The following is a 20,679-nucleotide window of genomic DNA, read 5'->3' as shown; positions in this document are numbered from 1 at the left end:
AGGTCCGCTCCAAGGATCTCCGGGGCTTCCCTTTGCGGGCGTCCTGGGGTAAGTATGTGCTTACCATGGTGGACACCTCGACGCTCATCGTCCGCGGCCCCGAGACCGTCACCTGGCGGGTCGTCCTCGACCCGCTGATGATGGTGGCGGGCGTCCGCGCGCTCATGCTCCAGGCTCTCCAGCCGACCACGATGCGCGGCGTCTGGCAGAACTCCGACTTCCTGGAGAGACCGCTCGAACGGCTCTTCAACACCGCGCACTTCGTGACCGTCACCGCGCTCGGCACGCCCGAGCAGGCCGACGCGCTCGGCGCGCGGGTGCGCGCCGTCCACCGGACGCTGCGGATCAAGGACCCGGAGACCGGCCGCACCCACCGCGTGGACGAACCGGAGCTGCTCCTCTGGGTGCACTGCGCCGAGGTGTCGTCCTACCTGGAGGTCATCGAGCGCGGCGGGCTGCGGCTCACGCCCGCCGAACGCGACCGGTACTACGACGAGCAGCGGCGGACGGCCACCTACGTCGGCCTCCACGCCGAGGACGTCCCGGGCAGCGTGGCGGAGATGGACGGCTACTTCGAGCGCGCCCGCGCCGAGCTGGACCTGCGGGTGACCGACGAGGCGCGGGCCACGATGCGGTTCCTGCTGTGGCCGAAGATGCCGGGCAAGCTGCGCGTCCTGGCCCCGTTCAAGCCCATGTGGCTGCCGATCGGCATGCTCGCCTACTACACGCTCCCGCGCTGGGCACGGGACGAGTACCGGACGCTGCCGGAGGTCCGGGGCGTCCAGCCGGTGGTCACGTTCGGCCTCAAGGTCGGGCGCTTCCTGGTCGGGCTGATCCCGGAGCGGATCGCCGGACGGCCCTTCAAGCCCGAGACCCGCGACCTGATGGCCGACCTGCCGCGCCGCCTGACCGAATCGGGCGTCCGTCCGCACCGCAAGCTGCAGAAGGTCCGCGCCGCCTGACACGCGCCCCTCCTCGGGAGGCCGGGCGGATCAGGTGCGGTCGGCGATGAAGGACTCGGCGCGGCGGAAGAGGCCGAGGGTGATCGAGTGCAGCAGGTCGCCGGTCTCCTTGGGCGCCTTGCCCGCGCAGGCGCGCGCGTGCGTCCCCTCCAGGACGATGCCGAGCTTGAAGCAGGCCAGCACCGCGTACCAGGTGATGGACGCCAGGTCCCGTCCGGCGACGGCCTCGGGGCGCTCGGCGTAGGCGGTGACCAGCTCGGCGGCGGACGGCAGGCCCCCGGCGGCGCCGAGCGGCCCGGCGAGCAGGGCGCTCTCGTCGGCGCCGTCCGGCCAGGTGGCCAGCAGCCAGCCGAGGTCCAGCAGCGGGTCGCCGACGGTGCACATCTCCCAGTCGACGATCGCCGCGACGTCCGGGCCGTCGAAGGAGTACATGAGGTTGGCGAGGTGGTAGTCGCCGTGCATGATCCCGGGACGCCAGGTCTGCGGGCGGTTCGCGTCGAGCCAGCGGGCGACCGCGTCCAGGCCGGGGATCTCCGGGCCAGGGTAGCCCTCCAGGGCCGAATACGACTCCAGTTCGGACGTCCAGCGCGGCACCTGGCGCTCCAGGAAGCCGTCCGGCTTGCCGAAGTCGGCCAGGCCCACGGCCTCGTGGTCGACCGCGCCGAGCGCGGACAGCGACCGCGCGGCCGACAGGCCCATCTCGCGCCGGATCGCGGCGTCGCCCGCGTGCAGGTCGGGCAGGGCGACGGTCGCGTTGAAGCCCTCGACCGGCGTCATCAGGTAGAACACCGCGCCGTCCAGGACGGTCTCGTCCGGGCAGGACGCGATGATCCGCGGCGCGGGGACACCGGTGCCGTCCAGCGCGGTCAGCACCCGGGCCTCCCGGCGCAGCACGTCGTTGGTGCGGGCGCGCAGGTGCTTCGGGCCGCGCCGCAGCACGTAGTCGCGGCCGCCGCGCGCGAACCTGATCAGGATGTTCTGGGTGCCGCCGCTCAGCGGCGCGACGTCCTCGAACGGGCCGCCGGGCAGGCCCTGCCCGTCCATCCACGCGCCGAGGACGTCGAAGTCGACGACGGCGGGGTCGATCTGCTCGGGCTGCGGCACGGTCCGGATCCTTCCCAACGGTCGTCTACCGGAGAGTAACAGCGCGTTCGCCGCGGGCTCGCGGCCGGGTGGCCGGGACGGGGGCGGCAACGGCAAATCGGGGTGAAGCGGGCGGCCCGCCGGTGCTACGTTCACCCTGCCGGCCGCGGGACTCCGGTGCGACTTCCGGAAACCGCCTTTAATGCGATCATTCGCTGCTCGTGCCTCCTTGCCCCGGCCGGCACCCCAGACCTGGAGCACCATGACCGAGACGATCGCCGACCTGGTCGCCTGCGAGGACGTGCTGACCTTCGTCAACGCCGCGATCACCGGGACGGGCCAGCGCGAGTTCCACCACGACGCGGCCGAGCAGACGCTGTCGCTCGGGTTCCTGCACGCCTACATGCGCGAGAACTACCGCGAGCTGTACGCGGCCACGCTCGCGCTGGACGTCAACGACCACAATGCCGCGCTGATCGTCCGCGGCCTGCTGTCCACCGCGCGGGACGCGGACGACGCGCAGCGCCGCCTGGAGGGGAGGCTGGTCGCGCGCAGGCTCGAACTGCTCCCGCCGCAGCGCGTGTACCGGCTGTTCCGCGCGCTGCGCCGCGACGGCGTCAACAACCGGCGCACCCGCGCGATCATGCGCGACTGGCTGCTCGCCCGCCCCGACCTGGCCTTCGACGCGGTCAAGTACCGCGGCGCGCTCAAGGACGCCGTCCGGCACGCCCACCTGAACGTCGAAGACCTCGTCGCGGACGCGCCCGACCACGTCCGGCAGGAGATCGGGCGGATTTTCTACGGCGCGACCGGCCACCCGTTCGTCACGCCGATCTTCGAGACCTGGCGGCAGGCGCACTACGCCCAGGCGGCCGTCTACAAGCTGCCGTTCACCGTCGCCGAGGGCTTCGCCGCCCAGCACGGCATCCCGCGCAAGCGCTTCCTGGAACGCGCCGAGCGGAACATGACCCGGCTGGAGCGGCTGCGGCTCCAGGGGCACGCGGGCGAGAACAAGGCCCGGCTCGACATCGACCTCGCGACGGTGCCGCTGACCCGGCTCGCCACCTACGTCCTGTCCCTGCCGCTGGACGAGCGGTCCGCGCGCCGCGCCGAGCTGACCGGCGCCCTGCGCGCCGCCGCCCGCCGCGCCGCCGGTCCCGACGCCGGACGCTGGGGGCGCGTCGCCGCCGTCCTGGACGACAGCTTCTCCACGATCGGCTCCGCCGAGAAGCGCCGGCGGCCGCTCGCCGTCGCGCTCGGCGGGCACTTCCTCCTGGAGGCCCTCGCGGGCGAGTTCCACCCGTTCTGGACGTCCGGGCGCACCGATCCGCTGCTGCTGTACCCGTTCGGCCCGACCCCGCTCGGCACCCGCCTGCTGGACGCCCTCGACACCGCACCGGACCGCCTCGTGATCGTCTCGGACGGCTTCGACAACGCCCCGCCCGGCCTCGCCGCCGAGGTGCTGCGCGTCTGGCGGTCCCGGCTCGACCCGGACCGGCGCGTCTCGATCACGCACCTCAACCCGGTCTACGACGCCGAGGGCTTCGACGTGCGGCGGCTCGTCCCGACCGTCCCGACGGCGGGTGTCCGCGACGCCGAGGACCTGCTCACCCTCGTCGAGCTGGCCCGCTTCGCCGAGGGCCGCGTCGGCCTGCCCGAACTCCGCGCCCACCTCGACGCCCGCATGGCCCGCTTCCTCACCCCGACCGGCGCCACCGAGCCCCCGACCCCCGAGCCCGAGGACCCCGCATCCGAGGACCCCGCGCTCGACGCCGAGGACTCGACCGCCGACCCCGACGACCCGAGCGGCGACATCCAGGATCCGACTCCCGGCACCGAGCGGACGGAGGCGCCGTGAACACCGACCTTCCGCCCGAGCCGACCTGGGACACCGCGCTCTGGCGCGGGCCGGGCTGGATCCGCGCGTCCGGGCTCATCAGCAAGCCCGCGCAGACCTGGAACTCGGTCCGGCTGGTCCCGCTCGTCCGGGACGAGCCGATCGAGAGCCTTCGGCTCGACCGCCGCGCCTATGACGAGCCGTCCATCGTGGACGTCGGCGACCGCACCTATTACCTCTCCTACATTCCGCACGCCTTCGTCGCCCACTGGGAGGGCGAAGGCGACGCCGCCACCGCCTCCTACGGGACGCGTCTGCTCGCCCGGGACGACAAGGGCATCGGCCCGTCCGGTATGCCGATCCGGGTGCGCCGCCGGATGGCGCGCCGCCTCGCCGGTGACCGGCTCCGGTTCCTGCCGCTGCACCTGGCCGTCGAGGGCTACCTCGCGCTGCATTTCGGCGGTCCGGAGATCGCGTGGGAGGAATGGTCGCGCCGGGCGCTCGCGTCCGGGCTTTCCCCGCGCGAGGAGCGCGCCTACATGGGCGCGTCCGTCCCGGACCTGGCCGACGCGCTGCGGATCTTCGAGATCCACCCCGGCCAGTGCGGCGTGCTCGTCTACGTGGCGGACGCCCTGGCCAGCGCGTTCGTCGTGCCGCACCCGGACGACTACCGGGCGCTGCACCCGACCCTCGTCCAGGACCTGTTCGGCGAGCTGGTCTACCAGTACGGGCTGCTGCGGCTGCCCGTCGAAGACCTGGCCCTGCCGATCGACGAGGGCGCCGTCCGGACGCTGGCCGACCTGCGCACCGAGGCCGAGCGGCGGATGCGCGACTGGGCCGACTTCCACGACGAGGCCATGGCCGAGGAGGTCTTCGCGCCCGGCAGCAGGTTCGAGGACGTCCAGCGCATGCGCGGGGCGCGGCTCTCCCGGTTCCTGCCGCCCTTCACCCCCGGACGGCCCAACCACATCGGCGAGATGATCGACGTGGGGGAGGGGGAGCGCGCCCGGCTCGCCTACCTCAAGACGTTCCGGCTGTCCGAAACCCAGATCCGGCGCGGCTACCTGCTGAAGCGGCTCGCCGCGCACGGCTGGCGGCTCGCCGACACCGCGGCCGAGTTCGGGATCACCGAAGCGGCGTTCGCGCTGCGGCTGGAGCGCGCGGGCTTCGGCCACCTGCTGCGCCAGGACGTCCTCGACCACTACCGCGCGGCCGCCCGCCGCTGATCAAGCGCCGGGCGCCCAGGAGCCCAGCCATCCCGGGCGTCCTGACACCAAGACGGCCCGGACTGCGGGGAGCAGAACCGGGCCAGGCAAGGCGGAGGCAGGGATCAGTCGCGCAGCCCCGCGAACAGGTCGGTCTCCGGGAGGTCGGCGTCCACGCTGCTGGAGCGGCGGACGAACGACTCGGAGCCGAACACCGCGGCCTGCATCTCGTCCGGGAGGCGCAGCAGGAAGATGTTCTCGCCCTGGCTGGCGTGCGCCTCCAGGGCCTTGCGCTTGCGCTCGACGTGCGCCGACACGTCCACTCGGGTCGTGATCAGCTCGTCCGGGGTGCCGAAGTCGTCCGGCAGCTCGGTGTCGTCGAGGTCGAGCCCCGCGTCCTTGGCGGCCTTGAACATCATCTCGATGCCCGAGCGCGGCACGGCCGTCTCGTAGAACTTGCGCGGGATGCCGGTGCTCTCGGACGCCGCGACCGCGATGCGGTGCGCCTGGATGTGGTCCGGGTGGCCGTAGTTGCCGTTCTCGTCGTAGGTGACCACGACGTCCGGACGGTACTGCTCCATCAGCTCGGCGAGCCGGGCCGCCGCGTCCTCGACCGGGATGTTGGAGAACGCGCGCGGGTCGTCGTTGGTGCTCCAGCCCACCATGCCCGAGTCGCGGTAGCCGAGCAGCTCCACGTGCTCGATGCCGAGGATGGAGACGGACTCCTCCAGCTCGGCCAGCCGGACCCGCGCCACGCCCTCGGCGTCGTGCCCCTCGTCCTCCGGCTTCAGCCCGCCGGCGTCGTCGCCCATCTCGCCGTTCGTACAGGTCACCAGGACGGCGCGGTGGCCCTCGGCGACGGCCTGCGCGAGCACGCCGCCCGTCCCGAGGACCTCGTCGTCGGGGTGGGCGTGGACCGCCATCAGGGTCAGTCGTTGCTCCATCGTGCGGATTCTCCTCAGAAGTGGGGGTGCCGCCCTGCCCGGAGGCCGGGCGGCATCCACTCTACGAGCGTCCGGTGACAGAACCCGCTCCGCGCGTCTTGTGACGAAACCCACGCCGGCCGACCGCCGGAAAATCCCCTCCCGGACGGTCGGCCCGCGGACCCCCTAACGGCAGGCCCCCTCGCGGCAGGCCCGCCGAGGCGGGACCCGCTAGAGGCGCTCGTCGGGGGAGCCGCCGCGGGCCTGCGCGGTCGCGCTCACCCGGCCGCGCACGCAGAACCAGCCGATCACCAGGGCCGCGAGGATCACCGGGAAGGCCAGCACCGTCCGGTGCCCCTCGCCGTCGTAGTCGAACCACATCAGCACCACGACCGCGGCGAGGAACGCCAGCGTGACGATCTCGGTGACCGGGGAGCCGGGCAGCCGGTAGGACGGCCGCTCCAGCTCGCCCCGCTTGCACTTCCGGACGAACAGCAGGTGCGACAGCATGATCATCGCCCAGGTGCCGAGGATGCCGATCGCGGCCAGGTTCAGCACGATCTCGAACGCGTTCTTCGGCACCCACGCGTTCAGGCCGACGCCGAGCACGCACACGACCGAGGTCATCAGGATGCCGCCGTAGGGCACGTGGTGCCGGCTCATCCGGGTGGTGAAGCGCGGGGCCGAGCCCGCCGCGCCGAGCGAGCGCAGGATCCGTCCGGTGGAGTACAGCCCGGAGTTCAGGCTGGACAGCGCGGCGGTCAGGACGATCAGGTTCATCACGTCGCCCGCCGCCGGCACGCCCAGCTTGGACAGCACGGTCACGAACGGGCTGACGCCCTCCTGGTACAGGTTGTAGGGCAGCAGCATCGCCAGCAGGACGACCGAGCCGACGTAGAACAGCAGGATCCGCCAGACGATCGAGTTGATCGCCTTCGGCATGATCTTGGCGGGGTTCTCGGTCTCGCCCGCCGCGACGCCGACCAGCTCGGTGGAGGCATAGGCGAACACCACGCCCTGGATGACCACAAGCATCGGCAGCACGCCCTTGGGGAAGATCCCGCCGTGGTCGAGCATCAGGCCCGGCCCGGACGAGTAGCCGCCGACCTTGTGCCCGGTGACCAGCAGCGCGATCCCGATGAGCAGGAACGCGACCAGGGCGGCGACCTTGACCAGGGACGCCCAGAACTCGAACTCGCCGAAGAACCGGACCGAGACGAGGTTGACGGTCAGCACGACCGCGAGGGCGACCAGCGCCAGCACCCACTGCGGGATGGTGGTGAACGCCTTCCAGTAGTGCAGGTAGAGCGCGATCGCGGTGATGTCCACGACGCCGGTGGTGCTCCAGTTGAGGAAGTGCATCCAGCCGGCGACGTACGCGCCCTTCTCGCCCATGAACTCGCGCGAGTAGGACACGAACGAGCCCGAGGACGGCCGGTGCAGCACCAGCTCGCCGAGCGCCCGGACGACCATGAAGGCGAAGAAGCCGCAGACCGCGTAGGCGATGGCCAGGGACGGCCCGGCGCTGTGCAGCCGTCCGCCCGCGCCGAGGAACAGCCCGGTGCCGATCGCGCCGCCGATGGCGATCATGCTGACATGCCGGGTCTTCAGGCTCTTGCTGTAGCCCTCGTCGCCGGCGTCGACCACCGGGACGGCCCCGGAGGGCGACGTGCCGGTGGGCGCGGGCGCCCGGAGATCCTGCTCGCTCACGCTTCGCTGCCGCCTTTCCACGGGGTGTGCTCGGTAACGGCCCGGTGCAGTTTCGGTCAACAGACCGAAACTGTCAAAACGCTGCCCCAAAACTCGGTCACGGAACGAGATCTGGATCACTCCGGCCGCTCCGTCGTACGGTTCGGGCATGGGTGGCCCGCTGGTGCTGGTGGACGTCGACGGAGTCCTGAACCCCTTCCGCAAGCCGCATCGGCGGTTCCGCCGCCACCGCGTGATGCCGGACGGGCGGCTCATCCGGGTCTGGCTGGACGTCCGGCACGGCTCGATGCTGCGCGAGCTGGCCGAAAGGACCGGCGCGGAGCTGGCCTGGGCGACCTACTGGCAGGACGAGGCGAACCAGTGGATCGGTCCGCGCATCGGCCTCCCGGAGCTCCCGTTCGTCCCGCTGCCGCCGTTCCCCGGCATCCAGGAGGGGCGCAGCTTCGGCGCGTGGAAGGCCCGGCACGTCGCCGCCTGGACGCGCGACCGCCCCTTCGTCTGGTTCGAGGACGAGCCCGACGCCGCCGAGTCCGTCGCGGCCGAACCGGGCGTCGGCGACCACCTCCTCGTCGGCGTGGACCCTGTGACCGGACTCACAGAGGAGCACGTCGAGACGGCCGCGTCCTGGCTGACCGGGCGCTGACCTCCGGGCCGCCCGGACCACTGTCACCGGCGGACCATCCGTGAGACGCGGGTTTGCCTCGGCGCGCACTTACGCGGGCGTGCCGATCTGGGCAGGATGAAGGCGCTGTCGAGCTGAAGGAGAACCATGAGTGCTCTCGCCGGACGCGTCGCGCTGGTCACCGGGGGAAGCCGCGGCATCGGCAGGGCCATCGCGCTCGCCCTGGCCGAGGACGGCGCGACCGTGGCCGTCGCCTACCGCCGCGACGAGGACGCCGCGCGCAAGACCCTCGCCGCGCTCGCCGAGCTGGGCGTCGAGGGCCGCGCCTACCAGGCCTCGGTGGACGCCCCGGACGACTGCGACCGCCTGGCGTCCGCCATCGCCGCGGACTTCGGACGGCTCGACATCCTCGTGCACAGCGCCGGGATCGCCAGCCGCGGCCACAGCGTCGCCGACACCGACCCGGCCGAGGTCGTGCGGCTGATGAACGTGCACGCCGTCGGGCCGCACCACCTCACCCGCGTCCTGCTGCCGCTGCTGCGCGGCGCCGACCGCGCCGACGTGGTGTTCGTGTCGAGCGTGATCACCGGCATCCTGCCGCCGTTCAGCGCCCCCTACGCCATGGGCAAGGCCGCCATGGAGGCCCTCGCGCGCACGCTCGCCAAGGAGGAGCGCGCCAACGGCATGCACGTCAACATCGTCGCGCCCGGCCTCGTGGACACCGACATGGGCCAGCGCCTCGTGCGCGCCACGATGGGCGTCGAGGACATCCACCAGCAGGACGCCATGTCCCCCTACGGCCACGTCTGCTCGCCCGAGGAAGTGGCGAGCGTCGTCCGCTTCCTGGTCTCCGACGCCGCGTCCTACCTCACCGACCAGCGCATCGTCGTCGACGGCGGCACCTTCTAGAGCCCGCGGGCGTAGCGGGGGCCCGGCGCGCGAAGGGCGGTCCAGGCACGGAGGTCCCGGCGCGCGAAAGGCGGCCCGGGCGCGCGGGTCCCGGCGCGAGCGGGGGCCGGAGCGCTCTACGCTGGGAGGCATGTCTTCCGCGTCTTCGATCCGAGTACGTTTCGCGCCCTCGCCCACCGGCATGTTCCACGTCGGCGGCGCCCGGTCGGCCCTGTTCAACTGGGTGATGGCCAAGCAGTCCGGGGGGACGCTGGTACTGCGGATCGAGGACACCGACGCCTCGCGCAACAGCCCCGAGTGGACCGAGGGCATCATCCGCGCCCTGGCGTGGCTCGGCATGGACGGCGGCGAGTACGAGGGCCCGTACTTCCAGTCCGCCAACGCCGACAAGCACGCCGAGGCCGCCGCGACGCTCCGCGAGCAGGGTCGCGCCTACTACTGCGACTGCACCCGCGAGCAGATCGTCGAGCGCACCGGCGACTCGCACAAGGGCTACGACGGCTTCTGCCGCGACCGCGGCCTGGAGCCCGGCCCGGGCCGCGCGCTGCGGTTCCGCACGCCGGACGAGGGCGAGACCGTCGTCGTCGACCTGCTGCGCGGCAAGCCGGTGTTCAAGAACTCCGCCCTGGAGGACTTCGTCATCGCCCGCGCCGACGGCTCGGTCACGTTCCTGCTGGCCAACAGCGTGGACGACATGAGCCAGGGCATCACCCACGTCGTCCGCGGCGAGGAGCACCTGTCCAACGCGCCCAAGCAGCAGCTGCTGTGGGAGGCGCTCGGCGGCACCCCGCCGGTGTGGGCGCACGTCCCGGTGATCGTGAACGAGAAGCGGCAGAAGCTGTCCAAGCGCCGCGACAAGGTCGCGCTGGAGGACTACCGCGACGAGGGCTACCTCGCCGAGGCGATGCGCAACTACCTGATGCTGCTCGGCTGGGCCCCGTCCGGCGACCGCGAGATCGTCCCGTGGGACGTGGTGGTCGACGAGTTCCGCATCGAGGACGTGAACACCTCGCCCGCGTTCTTCGACGTGAAGAAGCTGGCCGCGATCAACGGCGACTACATCCGGATGCTGCCGGTGGAGAAGTTCGTCGCCGCGTGCCTGCCGTTCCTGGAGCGCGTCCCGTTCGAGGTCGACATGGCGGTGTTCGACCAGCTCGCGCCGCTCGCGCAGACCCGCCTCACCGTGCTGTCGGAGATCGGCCAGCTGATCGACTTCGCCTTCCTGCCGGAGCCGCCGTTCGACGAGCAGTCCTGGAAGAAGGCGATGAAGGAGCCGGCCGCGCAGATCCTCGCGGACGCGGCGGAGGCCTACCGGGACGCGCCGTGGCGCGCCGACGAGCTGAAGGACCGCCTGGAGGCGGTCGGCGCCGCGCACGGGCTCAAGCTCGGCAAGACCCAGGCGCCGGTCCGCGTCGCGGTCACCGGCCGCACTGTCGGCCTGCCGCTGTTCGAGTCCCTGGAGATCCTCGGCCGCGAGCGCACCCTCCAGCGCATCGAGGCCGCCCGCACCAAGCTGGCCGCGGAGGCCGAGACCGCCGAGTAGCCCGGCCCGCTCCCGCGCGGCGGGGTCACCGGAAGGTGATCTCGCCGGGGGAGTGGCCCGAGGCGCAGACGTAGCGGAGGCGTCCCGGTCCCGGGACGCCGAGGTCGACGCGCGTCTCGCCGGTGACCGGCAGCGCCACGTCCCGGTTCCGGCTGGGGATCGTGAAGGCGCGCGTGTGGCCGTGCGTGTTCCGCGTGCGCAGGACGAGCACGGTGTGCACGCCCGCCCGGGCCGTCAGCGCGGACGGCCGGTACCCCTCGTCCAGTGCCCAGACCATGATCAGCTGCGTCCCGGACGCGTCGGTGGACACGAACCGGGCGGACGCGGCGGCCGTGGCTCCGTCGCCGTTCTCGGGCAGCCAACCGCCCAGGCGCAGCCCGGACAGCAGCGTCCACGCGGCGACCGCGACCAGCGCCACGGCGACCAGCGCGGTGAGCCGCCCGCGCAGGAGCGCCAGCGCGCGGCCGACGGTCACCCCCACCAGCCCGAACAGCGGCGCGGTGCCCAGCACGAACCCGGCCATCCCGGCGGCGCCCGCGAACGGCGACCTGGAGGACACGGCCAGCAGTTCGACCGTCAGCGTCAGAGCGCACGGCACGAGAACCGTCGCCGCCCCCAGCACGACCGGACGCTTCGTCCCGGACCGCTCCGGCGCGCAGTGGGCGTCGCCGTCCTGCCCGGCGTCCGGAGCCCGTCGCAGCAGCTTTCGGGCCGGTCCGAAACCCAGCAGGTCGAGCGCGAAGACCACCATCATCCCCGCCGCCCCGACCAGCAGCACGGCCCGGATCCGCGGCCCCGGCTCGACCGCTGCCCCGGCCAGCCCCAGCATCGCGCCCAGCGCGACATGCGTGACGAGCTTGGCTGAAAGGAACACCGCGACCGGCCGGACGGTCCGCGCCTCGCCGCGCACCGCTTCCGTCAGCAGGCCCAGCTGCACGGCCGCGCAGCTCGTCCCGCCCGCGAGCAGGCCGGTGCCGAATCCCGTGGCGAACAGTGCGGCGGCGTCCATGGGGCATACCTCCGCCGCGTTTCCTTCCCCGGCTCCGGGGACGTCCATACGCGACCAGAAGTGAGCAGACCGTCACCAAACGGCGAACCCGAACCCCCTCACCCGCCTATGGACGCCTGACGCCCCAAGCGTCCCCACAGGTCCAGAGCCCGCGGCGGCCCAGGGCGTCCTGGCCGGTCCAGAATCCCGCGGAGGACTACCGTTCAGCGCGTCCGGAACCTGCGGAGGTCCAGCGTCCCGGCTCGTCGAGAGCCCGCGAAGGCTTACCTACCGTGCTGCACGGCTCATACGCCGGAGTTGGCGCCGTGGTCGGCGTCGGTGTCCGAGTTGGATTCGGAGCCGGTCGAAGTCCGGCCCCCGGCGTCGGCGCCCGCGCCCGGATCCGTGGCGGGCGGTGCGGCGGCCGGGGGCTCGGCCAGGCCCGGGATCGGGGACTGCGGGACGCCTGCGGCGGCCGGCGGCGCGGCGTTGAGGGCGATGGCGGCGTCGGCGAGGTCGCGTTCGAGCTCCTCGACCTCGGGCCGCACCTCGTCCGGGACCTGGTCGCGGACGTGCGCGGCGCGCTCGCGCGCGACGGAGATCCGCTGCGCGGCGGCGCCGGTGGCCGGGGCGGCGCGCAGCAGCGCGGCCTGGTCGCGGAGCAGCGCCGCCTGCTCGCGGAGCTGCCGGTTCTTGTTGTGCAGCTCGACGAACACCGACACCTTCGCGCGCAGCACCCACGGGTCGAACGGCTTGGAGATGAAGTCGACCGCGCCCGCCGCGTAGCCGCGGAAGGCGTAGTCGGGGTCGCTGTCGACCGCGGTCAGGAAGATGATCGGAAGGTCGCGGGTCTTCTTGCGCCGCTTGATGTCCCGGGCGGTCTCGAACCCGTCCATCCCGGGCATGATCACGTCCAGCAGGATCACCGCGTACTCGTCGGTGAGCAGCGCTTTCAGGGCCTCCTCGCCGGAGCGGGCACGGACCAGGTCCTGGTCGAGCGAGCTGAGGATCGCCTCCAGGGCGACCAGGTTCTCGTCCCGGTCGTCCACGAGCAGGATCTTCGCCTTGTCGTCCACGCGTTGCCTTCCCTTTGCGGGGCTGCTTGTGCTGCGGGGCCGCCGTGCGCGGGCACGGCGGGCGCCCGGGGCGTCCGGCGCCGCGCGTTCCCGGCGCCGCGGCCCGCCCGCGGCGGGCCGCTGGGAACGCGGCGTCAGCCGATGACCGAGCGGCCGAGCCAGACCCGCATGACCTCCAGCAGGCGGTCGACGTCCACCGGCTTCGGCACGTAGTCCGACGCGCCCGCGGCGAGGCTCCGCTCCCGGTCGCCCTTCATCACCTTGGCCGTGATCACGATGATCGGCAAGTCGGCGAACTGCGGCATCTCCCGGATCGCGGCCGTGGTGGCGTACCCGTCGAGGCCCGGCATCATCACGTCCATCAGGACGAGCGCGACGTCGGGGTTGCGGTGCAGCAGGTCGATCCCGGCCTGCCCGTCCTCGGCGTAGAACACCTCCATCCCGTACCCTTCCAGCACGCTGGTCAGGGCGAACACGTTCCGCACGTCATCGTCGACGATGAGCACCTTGCGGCCCGCGAGGATGGTGTCGGTGAAGTCGGCGGGCGGTTCGGACATCAGCCCCGAGATCGCCGCGCCGCCCTCGTCGCCGGGCACGCCCTCCGACACGCCGGCCGCCGCGCCGCCGCCCGCCGGTTCGGCCGTGGCGAGCGCGGGCACCAGCAGCTCCGGCGCCGACGCGCCGTCCCCGCCGCCGTTGAGCGGCACCGGGTCGGCCGGGGCCAGCTCGGGCGCGGGCTGCGCCGCGCCCTCCAGCGGGACGGCCGGGCGCCGCCGCCCGTCCGGCTCGGCGTAGTGCGCGGGCAGGTACAGCGTGAACACGCTGCCCTTGCCGGGCTCGCTGCGCACCTGGATCTCGCCGCCGAGCAGCCGCGCGATGTTCCGGCTGATCGACAGGCCGAGGCCGGTGCCGCCGTAGCGCCGGTTGGTGGTGCCGTCCGCCTGGGTGAACGGCTCGAAGATCACCTGGAGCTTGTCCGCGCTCACCCCGATGCCGGTGTCGATCACGCGGAAGGCCAGCACGTCCGGGGTCTGCCACAGGGACGCCAGGGCGAAGTCGGTGTCGCCGGCGGGCTCGATGACCAGCTTCACCTGCCCCTCGGCGGTGAACTTCACCGCGTTGGACAGCAGGTTGCGCAGCACCTGCTGGAGCCGCTGCTCGTCGGTGAACAGCGTCTCGGGGACGCCGTCGGCGACGTCCACGCCGAAGTCGAGGCCCTTGTCGACCGACAGCGGCCGGAACGTCGCCTCCACGTAGTCGACCAGCGCCGACACCGGCAGCCGCTGCGGGTGCAGCTCCATCTTGCCCGCCTCGACCTTGGCGAGGTCGAGGATGTCGTTGATCAGCTCCAGCAGGTCGGTGCCGGAGTCGTGGATCGTGCGGGCGAACTCCACCTGCTTGTCGGTCAGGTTGCCGCCGGGGTTCTCCGACAGCAGCTTGGCGAGGACGAGCAGGCTGTTCAGCGGCGTGCGCAGCTCGTGCGACATGTTCGCCAGGAACTCCGACTTGTACCGCGAGGACACCGCGAGCTGCTCGGCGCGCTCCTCCAGCGTCCGGCGGGCCTGCTCGATCTGGAAGTTCTGGATCTCGATCGCCCGGTTCTGCTGGGCCAGCAGCGCCGCCTTCTCCTCCAGCTCGGTGTTGGAGTGCCGCAGCTCGCCCTGCTGCCGCTGCAGCTCGTCCGAGCGCTCCTGGAGCTCCTGGGCGAGCCGCTGGGACTCGGTGAGCAGCGCCTCGGTGCGGGTGTTGGCCCGGATCGCGTTCAGCGTCACCCCGATCGTCTCGATCAGCTGGGTGAAGAACGCCAGGTGGACGTCGGTGAAGCGGGAGAAGGAGGCCAGCTCGATCGCGCCGAGCACCTCGTCCTCGAACACGATCGGCAGCACGATCACGTTCGCCGGGGACGCCTCGCCGAGCCCTGAACCGATCTTGACGTAGTCGGCCGGGGCACCGGCGATCAGGACTGTACGGCGCTCCAGCGCGGCCTGCCCGACCAGGCCCTCGCCCGGCTGGAAGCGCACCCCGCGCAGCCGGTCGCGGGGGATGCCGTACCCGGCGATCAGCACCAGCTCGCGCTCGCCCGGCTGCCCCTCGGCCAGGTAGAACGCGCCGTACTGGGCGCTGGCGGTCGGGGTCAGCTCGTTCATGATCAGGTTCGCGACCTGGTAGAGGTCGCGGTGGCCCTGCATGAGGCCGCCGATCCGGGCCAGGTTGGTCTTGAGCCAGTCCTGCTCCTCGTTCGCCCGGGTCGTCTCGCGCAGCGTCGCGACCATCAGGTTCACGTTGTCGGACAGCTCGGCGACCTCGCCGCGCGCCTCCACGGTGATCGTCCGGGTCAGGTCGCCGCGGGCGACCGCGCTCGCCACCTCGCCGATCGCGCGGACCTGCGTGGTGAGGTTGGACGCCAGCTCGTTCACGCTCTCGGTGAGCCGCTTCCAGGTGCCGGACACGCCCTCGACCTCGGCCTGGCCGCCGAGGCGTCCCTCGGTGCCGACCTCGCGGGCGACTCGGGTGACCTCCGAGGCGAACGACGACAGCGTGTCGACCATCGTGTTCAGCGTGGTCTTCAGCGACAGGATCTCGCCCTGCGCGTCCACGTCGATCCGCTTGGTCAGGTCGCCGTCGGCCACCGCCGTCGCGACCTGCGCGATGTTGCGGACCTGGTAGGTCAGGTTGGACGCCATGCCGTTGACGTTGTCGGTCAGGTCCTTCCACATGCCGCCCGCGCCGGGCACGCTCGCCTGGCCGCCCAGGCGCCCTTCCGTGCCGACCTCGCGGGCGACTCGGGTCACTTCGTTGGCGAAGGCCGACAGGGTGTCGACCATGGTGTTGATGGTGTCCTTGAGCTGGAGGATCTCGCCCTGCGCGTCGACGCCGATCTTCTTGGTCAGGTCGCCGTGCGCGACCGCCGTGGTGACCTGGGCGATCCCGCGCACCTGGACGGTCAGGTTGTTCGCCATCGAGTTGACGTTGTCGGTGAGGTCCTTCCAGATGCCCGACACGCCGTGCACCTTCGCCTGGCCGCCGAGCCGTCCCTCGGTGCCGACCTCGCGGGCGACGCGGGTGACCTCGTTGGCGAAGGCCGACAGGGTGTCGACCATGGTGTTGATGGTGTCCTTGAGCTGGAGGATCTCGCCCTGCGCGTCAACGGTGATCTTCTTGGTCAGGTCGCCCTCGGCGACCGCCGTCGTCACCTGGGCGATGTTGCGGACCTGGTAGGTCAGGTTGGACGCCATCCCGTTGACGTTGCTGGTCAGGTCCTTCCAGACGCCGCTCACGCCCGGCACCCGCGCCTGGCCGCCGAGGCGTCCTTCCGTGCCGACCTCGCGGGCGACTCGGGTCACCTCGTCGGCGAACGCCGACAGCGTGTCGACCATCTGGTTCACCGTGGACTTGAGCTGCAGGATCTCGCCCTGCGCCCCCGCGGTGACCTTCTTGGTCAGGTCGCCCTCGGCCACCGCCGTGGTGACCTGCGCGATGTTGCGGACCTGGCTGGTCAGGTTGTTCGCCATCGCGTTCACGTTGTCGGTGAGGTCCTTCCAGACCCCGGAGACGCCGTGCACCTTCGCCTGGCCGCCCAGCTGGCCCTCGGTGCCGACCTCGCGGGCGACGCGGGTGACCTCGTCGGCGAACGCCGACAGCGTGTCGACCATCTGGTTCACGGTGAGCTTCAGCTCCTGGAGCTCACCGGCCGCCTCGACGGTCACCTTGCGGGTCAGGTCGCCGCGCGCCACCGCCGTGGTCACCTCGGCGATGTCGCGGACCTGGCTGGTCAGCCGGTCGGCCATCACGTTGACCGCGGCGTTCACGTCGCGCCAGCGGCCGGACATGCCGCGCGCGGACGCCTTGCCGCCCAGCCGCCCCTCGGTGCCGACCTCGCGGGCGAACTGGGTGACCTCCCAGGTGAACTGGTCGAGCAGCTCGACCATCGCGTTCACCGACTTGGCCATCCGCAGCAGCTCGCCGCGCATCGGGCGGCCGCCCGCGCGCAGCTCGACCCGCTGGTTCAGGTCGCCCTTGGCGACCGCCTCCACGACCTTGTACATGCCGGTGGCGAGGTCGGTCAGCTTGTCGAGGATGGCGTTGGAGTCCTCCACGGCGCCCGCCCACGAGCCGCGCAGCGTGCCCGGGGTGAGCCGCCCGCGCAGCTGCCCGTCGCGGCCGATCTCGCGCCGCACCCGGGCCAGCCCCGACGCCACCTGGTGGCCGTTGTCGCGGATCTGGTCCAGCACGCCCAGGGCCTCGGCGACCGCGCCGTCGCCCGCCACCTCGACCGGCGTGCGCAGCCGGCCGTCCCGGACCGCCGTCAGGGCCCGCAGCAGCGGTTCCAGGTCGGCGTCGCTGTATCGCGGGGCGGTGTCTCGGGTGACACCGTCGCCCGGTCGGCTTCGCGTGGCGCTACGGGGCATCAGTCCATCCTCCTGGCCGACGGGCGCCCGCTGGCTCGGGCGCCTCATCAGGCCCGCATCTGTACTCTACGTCGCCACTGGCCCGGCGGCTGCGCGCCAGGGCCCGCCACCCGGCGCGGCACCGCCCGCGATATCGCCGGTGGCGACCTCACCCGCCCCCCGCGGGCTTCGTGTTACGGTCTGTCCCGGCGTGAGCACGGTGGACGGTACCGGCGTCCGGCCGGTTGAGCCAGTCTGTCACGGGGGCAGACTGGGAGATGACGACGAACGAGGGACGGCAGTGGATCGGCAGACGGCGGCGGCCACCTTCCCGTCCGCCGCGGCCTCCGTGGCGGACGCGCGCCGCTTCGTGCAGCACACCCTGCGGGAGTGGGGCATGGCCGAGGCCGTCGACGACGCGGTGCTCGCTACCAGCGAACTCGCCACCAACGCCGTCGCCTACGCGGGCACCGCCTTCGACGTGTCCTGCACCCTCACCGAGGACGAGATCCAGATCGAGGTCCGCGACCGGCACCCCACCCGGACGCCGGTGATGCCCGGTGTTACGGCCGCCAGTGGCCGCGGGCTGCCCTCGATCGCCCGGCTCGCCGCGTCCTGGGGCGTCGACTACGACCACGAGAGCAAGGGCATCTGGTTCCGGCTGCCGCGCCCCGGCGCCGAGCCCGAGGAGCCGCCGACCGACGACTTCGCCCGCCGCCCGGGCTTCCCGGTCCGTCCGGACTCCGGGGGAGCGGAGCCGGCGGCGCCCGGCGCGTCCGGCGGGCGGACCGCCGCCGACCCCGGCTGGGGTGTACCGGAAACCGATTCGGCTTCGGCCGGACGGCCCCGGCCCGACCTCGGCACGTCCAACGGCCGGGCGCACCGCCCCGGCGGCGCCACCCGGCCCGCGGGCGCCAAGACCAGGGCCCGGCCCTCCGGCCTCGGTTCCGGGACGCCCTCTGCGCGGCGCCCAGAGCCTCCCGCGCTGCCCACGGCCAGCGACCGGCTCCTGCGGACCCCCGCCGGTGTCGAGTCGCTTGAGGACGCTCTCACCTCCGTCCGCGACCTGCTGGACGCCGAGGGCGCCGCCATCCTGCTGACCGAGCGCGACGGGACCCTCGTCGTCGCCGCGTCCGCCGGCCTCACCGCCGAACCCGGCCCCGACGAGCTGTCGGTGGTCAACCTCGGCCCCGACGCCCGCGCGGGCGCGCCCTGGATCGCCGCCGACGCGTCCGACCCCGTCGCCGCCGCGCTGCGCGCCCGCTCCATGGCCGCCGCGCCGCTGGAGAGCCAGGGCCGCCTCACCGGCCTGGTCGTCGCCGTCTCCACCGAGCCCGGCCGGTTCGAGCCCGCCGACGCGGCCCGGCTCGGCCGCATCGCCGAAGAGATGGCACTCTCCCTGGAGAAGGCGAGAGTCGGGGAACTGGAACGGTCCTGGCGGGGCTGGCTCAGCTTCGTCGCCGAGGCCAGCGACCTGCTCGCCGGCACCCTGGACCAGGAGCGCACCATGGCCCTGGTCGCCCAGCTCGTCGTCCCCCGCCTGGCCACCTGGTGCGCCGTCTACACCGACACCGACGCCGGACCGCCCGCCCTCGCCTACGTCTGGCACGCCGACGAGACCCGCGCCGACGGCCTGCGCTCCCAGCTCGACCGCGCCGCCCAGGGCCCCCGCCCCGACGTCCCCGGCCCCTGGTACGGCCTCGCCGAGGTCACCGGCCCGGACGCCGCGGGCACCGTCTACGCCTTCCCGCTGGTCGCCCGCGGCCGCCGCATCGGCGCCCTGGTCATCGGCCGCCCGATGGGCGACCGGTTCCCGCGCAGCGCGATCGAGCTCGCCGAGGAGCTGAGCCGCCGCGCCGCCCTCGCCGTCGACAACGCCCGCCTGTACTCCGCGCAGACCGCCATGAGCAGCGCCCTCCAGCGCAGCCTGCTGCCGCCCGGCGTCCCCGACATCCCCGGCCTGGAGGTCGCGGTCGTCTACGAGCCCGCCGGCGAGGGCAGCGAGGTCGGCGGCGACTTCTACGACGTCTTCGAATGCCCGGAGCGGCAGGGCGGCCCCGGCGGACCGCCCGTCCCCGGACCGGTCGACCGCTGGCGCTTCGCGATCGGCGACGTGTGCGGCACCGGCCCGCAGGCCGCCGCCGTCACCGGCCTCGCCCGGCACGCGCTGCGCATCCTCGCCGCCGAGGAGCTGCCGGTGCCCGGCGTGCTGGCCCGGCTCAACCGGCTGATCCTCGGCGAGGGCGAGCGCGGTCGGCTGCTGACCCTGCTGCACGGCGAGATCACCCCGCGCCCGCGCCGGGACGGCGTGACCATCGCGCTGACCAGCGCCGGGCACCCGCCGCCGCTGGTCCTGGACCCCGACGGGAGCGTCCGGGAGGTCGGCACCGCGCAGCCCCTGCTGGGCGTGTTCGACGGCGTCGACTTCCACGCCGACGACGTCGAGCTGCACCGCGGCCAGGTGCTGCTGTGCGTCACCGACGGGGTGACCGAGCGGCGCCACGGGGGCCGGCTGCTCGGCGACGACGGCGGGCTGGAGCGGCTCCTCGCGGGCTGCACCGGGCTGAGCGCAGGCGCCGTCGCCGCGCGGATCCAGCGCGCGGTCCGCGATTTCGGCCCCGAACCCTCCAACGACGACGTCGCGCTCATCGTCCTACGCGCGTCATGATGAGCCCGGCTATCGGTAAGGTGGTGTGGCGTGGGGCTTGCCTTGCACACGACACGAGGTGACGGCCGCGCGACGATCGCCGCGCGCGGCTCCATCGACCTGCACTCCTCCGAGGAGCTGCGGTCCCGGCTGACCGAGCTGCTCGACGCCGGGGAGCGCACCGTGGTGGTCGACCTGACCGCCGTGGACTTCTGCGACTCCTCCGGCCTCAACGTGCTCGTGCGCGCCTACAAGCACGCCCGCGCCCAGAACGCCACCCTCACCCTGACCGGCGCCTACGGCCGGGTCGAGAACGTCCTGCGCACCACCGGGCTCGACCGGTTCCTCCTCGGCGGGGCCGAAGAAGGAGTGGGTTCATGACCGGCGCCGTCACCGAGACGACACTGCGCGCCGCACCGCAGACCGAGGCGGTCGAGTACGCCCGCCGCCTCGCCGCCCGCACGATGCGCACCTGGGCGCTGATGGAGCGCGAGGAGCTCGTCACCGCGATCGTCGCCGAACTGGTCGCCAACGCCGTCCGGCACGCCGGGACGGCCCTGGAGCTGCGGCTCCAGCGCGGCGTCGGGCGCGTCCGGGTCGAGGTCCGCGACCGCGCCAGGCAGCTGCCGCGGCTGACCGTCCCCGGCCCGCTGGACGAGTCGCACCGCGGCCTGTTCATCGTCGACCGCTTCGCCACCGCCTGGGGCGCCGAACCCGTCACCGGCGGCAAGGTCGTCTGGGCCGAGGTTGCGTTGTAGCACTCGGTAAAACGAAGGGGGCGCGGAT

14 protein-coding genes and 1 pseudogene are annotated in these 20,679 nt (G+C 73.0%); 9 read left to right on the top strand and 6 right to left on the bottom strand.

All coding sequences use genetic code 11. The features are described 5' to 3' along the window. The first annotated feature begins 65 nt into the window (after positions 1–65). Positions 66–962 carry an oxygenase MpaB family protein gene (locus tag FHU30_RS31175; RefSeq protein ID WP_253880539.1) on the top strand — a complete coding sequence of 299 codons (897 nt, stop codon included), beginning with the start codon at positions 66–68 and terminating at the stop codon, positions 960–962. Positions 963–992: 30 nt separating this feature from the next. Here FHU30_RS31175 and FHU30_RS31170 read toward each other — a convergent pair whose 3' ends face one another. After that, entirely contained in the window at positions 993–2,066 is a 1,074-nt protein-coding gene (locus FHU30_RS31170) for a phosphotransferase family protein (RefSeq protein WP_253880538.1), read from the bottom strand. Between the two features lie 241 nt (positions 2,067–2,307). On the opposite strand from FHU30_RS31170, the gene FHU30_RS31165 reads away from it, so the two are divergent. Next, the gene (locus FHU30_RS31165) at positions 2,308–3,903 is read left to right on the top strand and encodes a hypothetical protein (protein ID WP_253880537.1); all 1,596 of its coding nucleotides are present in this window, start codon (positions 2,308–2,310) and stop codon (positions 3,901–3,903) included. After that, a complete protein-coding gene (locus FHU30_RS31160; RefSeq protein ID WP_253880536.1) occupies positions 3,900–5,108 on the top strand; it encodes an ARPP-2 domain-containing protein in 1,209 nt (402 codons plus the stop codon). The genes FHU30_RS31165 and FHU30_RS31160 overlap by 4 nt, the downstream gene beginning before the upstream one ends. Before the next feature lie 104 nt (positions 5,109–5,212). Here the strand turns inward: FHU30_RS31160 and FHU30_RS31155 are convergent, their stop codons facing one another. Both FHU30_RS31155 and FHU30_RS31150 read right to left on the bottom strand, forming a co-directional pair. Then, a complete protein-coding gene (locus FHU30_RS31155) occupies positions 5,213–6,031 on the bottom strand; it encodes a PIG-L family deacetylase (protein WP_253880535.1) in 819 nt (272 codons plus the stop codon). A gap of 210 nt (positions 6,032–6,241) precedes the next feature. After that, complete coding sequence (locus tag FHU30_RS31150) at positions 6,242–7,720, bottom strand: amino acid permease (protein WP_253880534.1); 1,479 nt, start codon at positions 7,718–7,720, stop codon at positions 6,242–6,244. Positions 7,721–7,868: 148 nt separating this feature from the next. Between FHU30_RS31150 and FHU30_RS31145 the strand changes: the two genes are divergently transcribed. From FHU30_RS31145 to gltX, 3 genes are all read left to right on the top strand, one after another. Then, positions 7,869–8,363: an HAD domain-containing protein gene (locus FHU30_RS31145; RefSeq protein ID WP_253880533.1), complete on the top strand. Its 495-nt coding sequence runs from the start codon at positions 7,869–7,871 to the stop codon at positions 8,361–8,363. A gap of 126 nt (positions 8,364–8,489) precedes the next feature. Continuing rightward, the gene (locus FHU30_RS31140; RefSeq protein ID WP_253880532.1) at positions 8,490–9,251 is read left to right on the top strand and encodes an SDR family NAD(P)-dependent oxidoreductase; all 762 of its coding nucleotides are present in this window, start codon (positions 8,490–8,492) and stop codon (positions 9,249–9,251) included. Positions 9,252–9,381: 130 nt separating this feature from the next. Next, positions 9,382–10,794, top strand: coding sequence for a glutamate--tRNA ligase (gltX, locus tag FHU30_RS31135; protein WP_301323895.1), 1,413 nt, complete (start codon positions 9,382–9,384; stop codon positions 10,792–10,794). A 25-nt stretch (positions 10,795–10,819) separates the two neighbouring features. On the opposite strand, the gene FHU30_RS31130 is transcribed toward gltX, so the two are convergent. The 3 genes and pseudogenes from FHU30_RS31130 to FHU30_RS31120 form a co-directional block, all read right to left on the bottom strand. Beyond that, the gene (locus FHU30_RS31130; RefSeq protein WP_253880531.1) at positions 10,820–11,803 is read right to left on the bottom strand and encodes an urease accessory protein UreH domain-containing protein; all 984 of its coding nucleotides are present in this window, start codon (positions 11,801–11,803) and stop codon (positions 10,820–10,822) included. A gap of 629 nt (positions 11,804–12,432) precedes the next feature. Beyond that, positions 12,433–12,858: pseudogene (locus FHU30_RS47760) on the bottom strand (response regulator); the annotation flags it as partial. Positions 12,859–12,992: 134 nt separating this feature from the next. Beyond that, positions 12,993–17,267, bottom strand: a complete 4,275-nt coding sequence (locus FHU30_RS31120; protein WP_253880529.1) for a hybrid sensor histidine kinase/response regulator — start codon at positions 17,265–17,267, stop codon at positions 12,993–12,995. Positions 17,268–17,547: 280 nt separating this feature from the next. Between FHU30_RS31120 and FHU30_RS31115 the strand changes: the two genes are divergently transcribed. Genes FHU30_RS31115 through FHU30_RS31105 form a run of 3 tightly spaced genes read left to right on the top strand, consistent with a single transcriptional unit; the run spans position 17,548 to position 20,651 of the window. Continuing rightward, positions 17,548–19,914 carry a SpoIIE family protein phosphatase gene (locus FHU30_RS31115; RefSeq protein WP_253880528.1) on the top strand — a complete coding sequence of 789 codons (2,367 nt, stop codon included), beginning with the start codon at positions 17,548–17,550 and terminating at the stop codon, positions 19,912–19,914. Between the two features lie 30 nt (positions 19,915–19,944). Continuing rightward, complete coding sequence (locus FHU30_RS31110) at positions 19,945–20,274, top strand: STAS domain-containing protein (RefSeq protein WP_253880527.1); 330 nt, start codon at positions 19,945–19,947, stop codon at positions 20,272–20,274. Then, positions 20,271–20,651, top strand: coding sequence for an ATP-binding protein (locus FHU30_RS31105; protein WP_253880526.1), 381 nt, complete (start codon positions 20,271–20,273; stop codon positions 20,649–20,651). Before FHU30_RS31110 ends, FHU30_RS31105 begins: the two co-directional genes overlap by 4 nt. Positions 20,652–20,679: the final 28 nt, after the last annotated feature.

Origin of the sequence: Actinomadura rupiterrae (assembly GCF_024172125.1) — a bacterium.
Taxonomy (GTDB): Bacteria; Actinomycetota; Actinomycetes; order Streptosporangiales; family Streptosporangiaceae; genus Spirillospora; species Spirillospora rupiterrae.
Note: the sequence above shows the minus strand (reverse complement) of the source record. Positions and strands in the feature narration are given on the sequence as shown.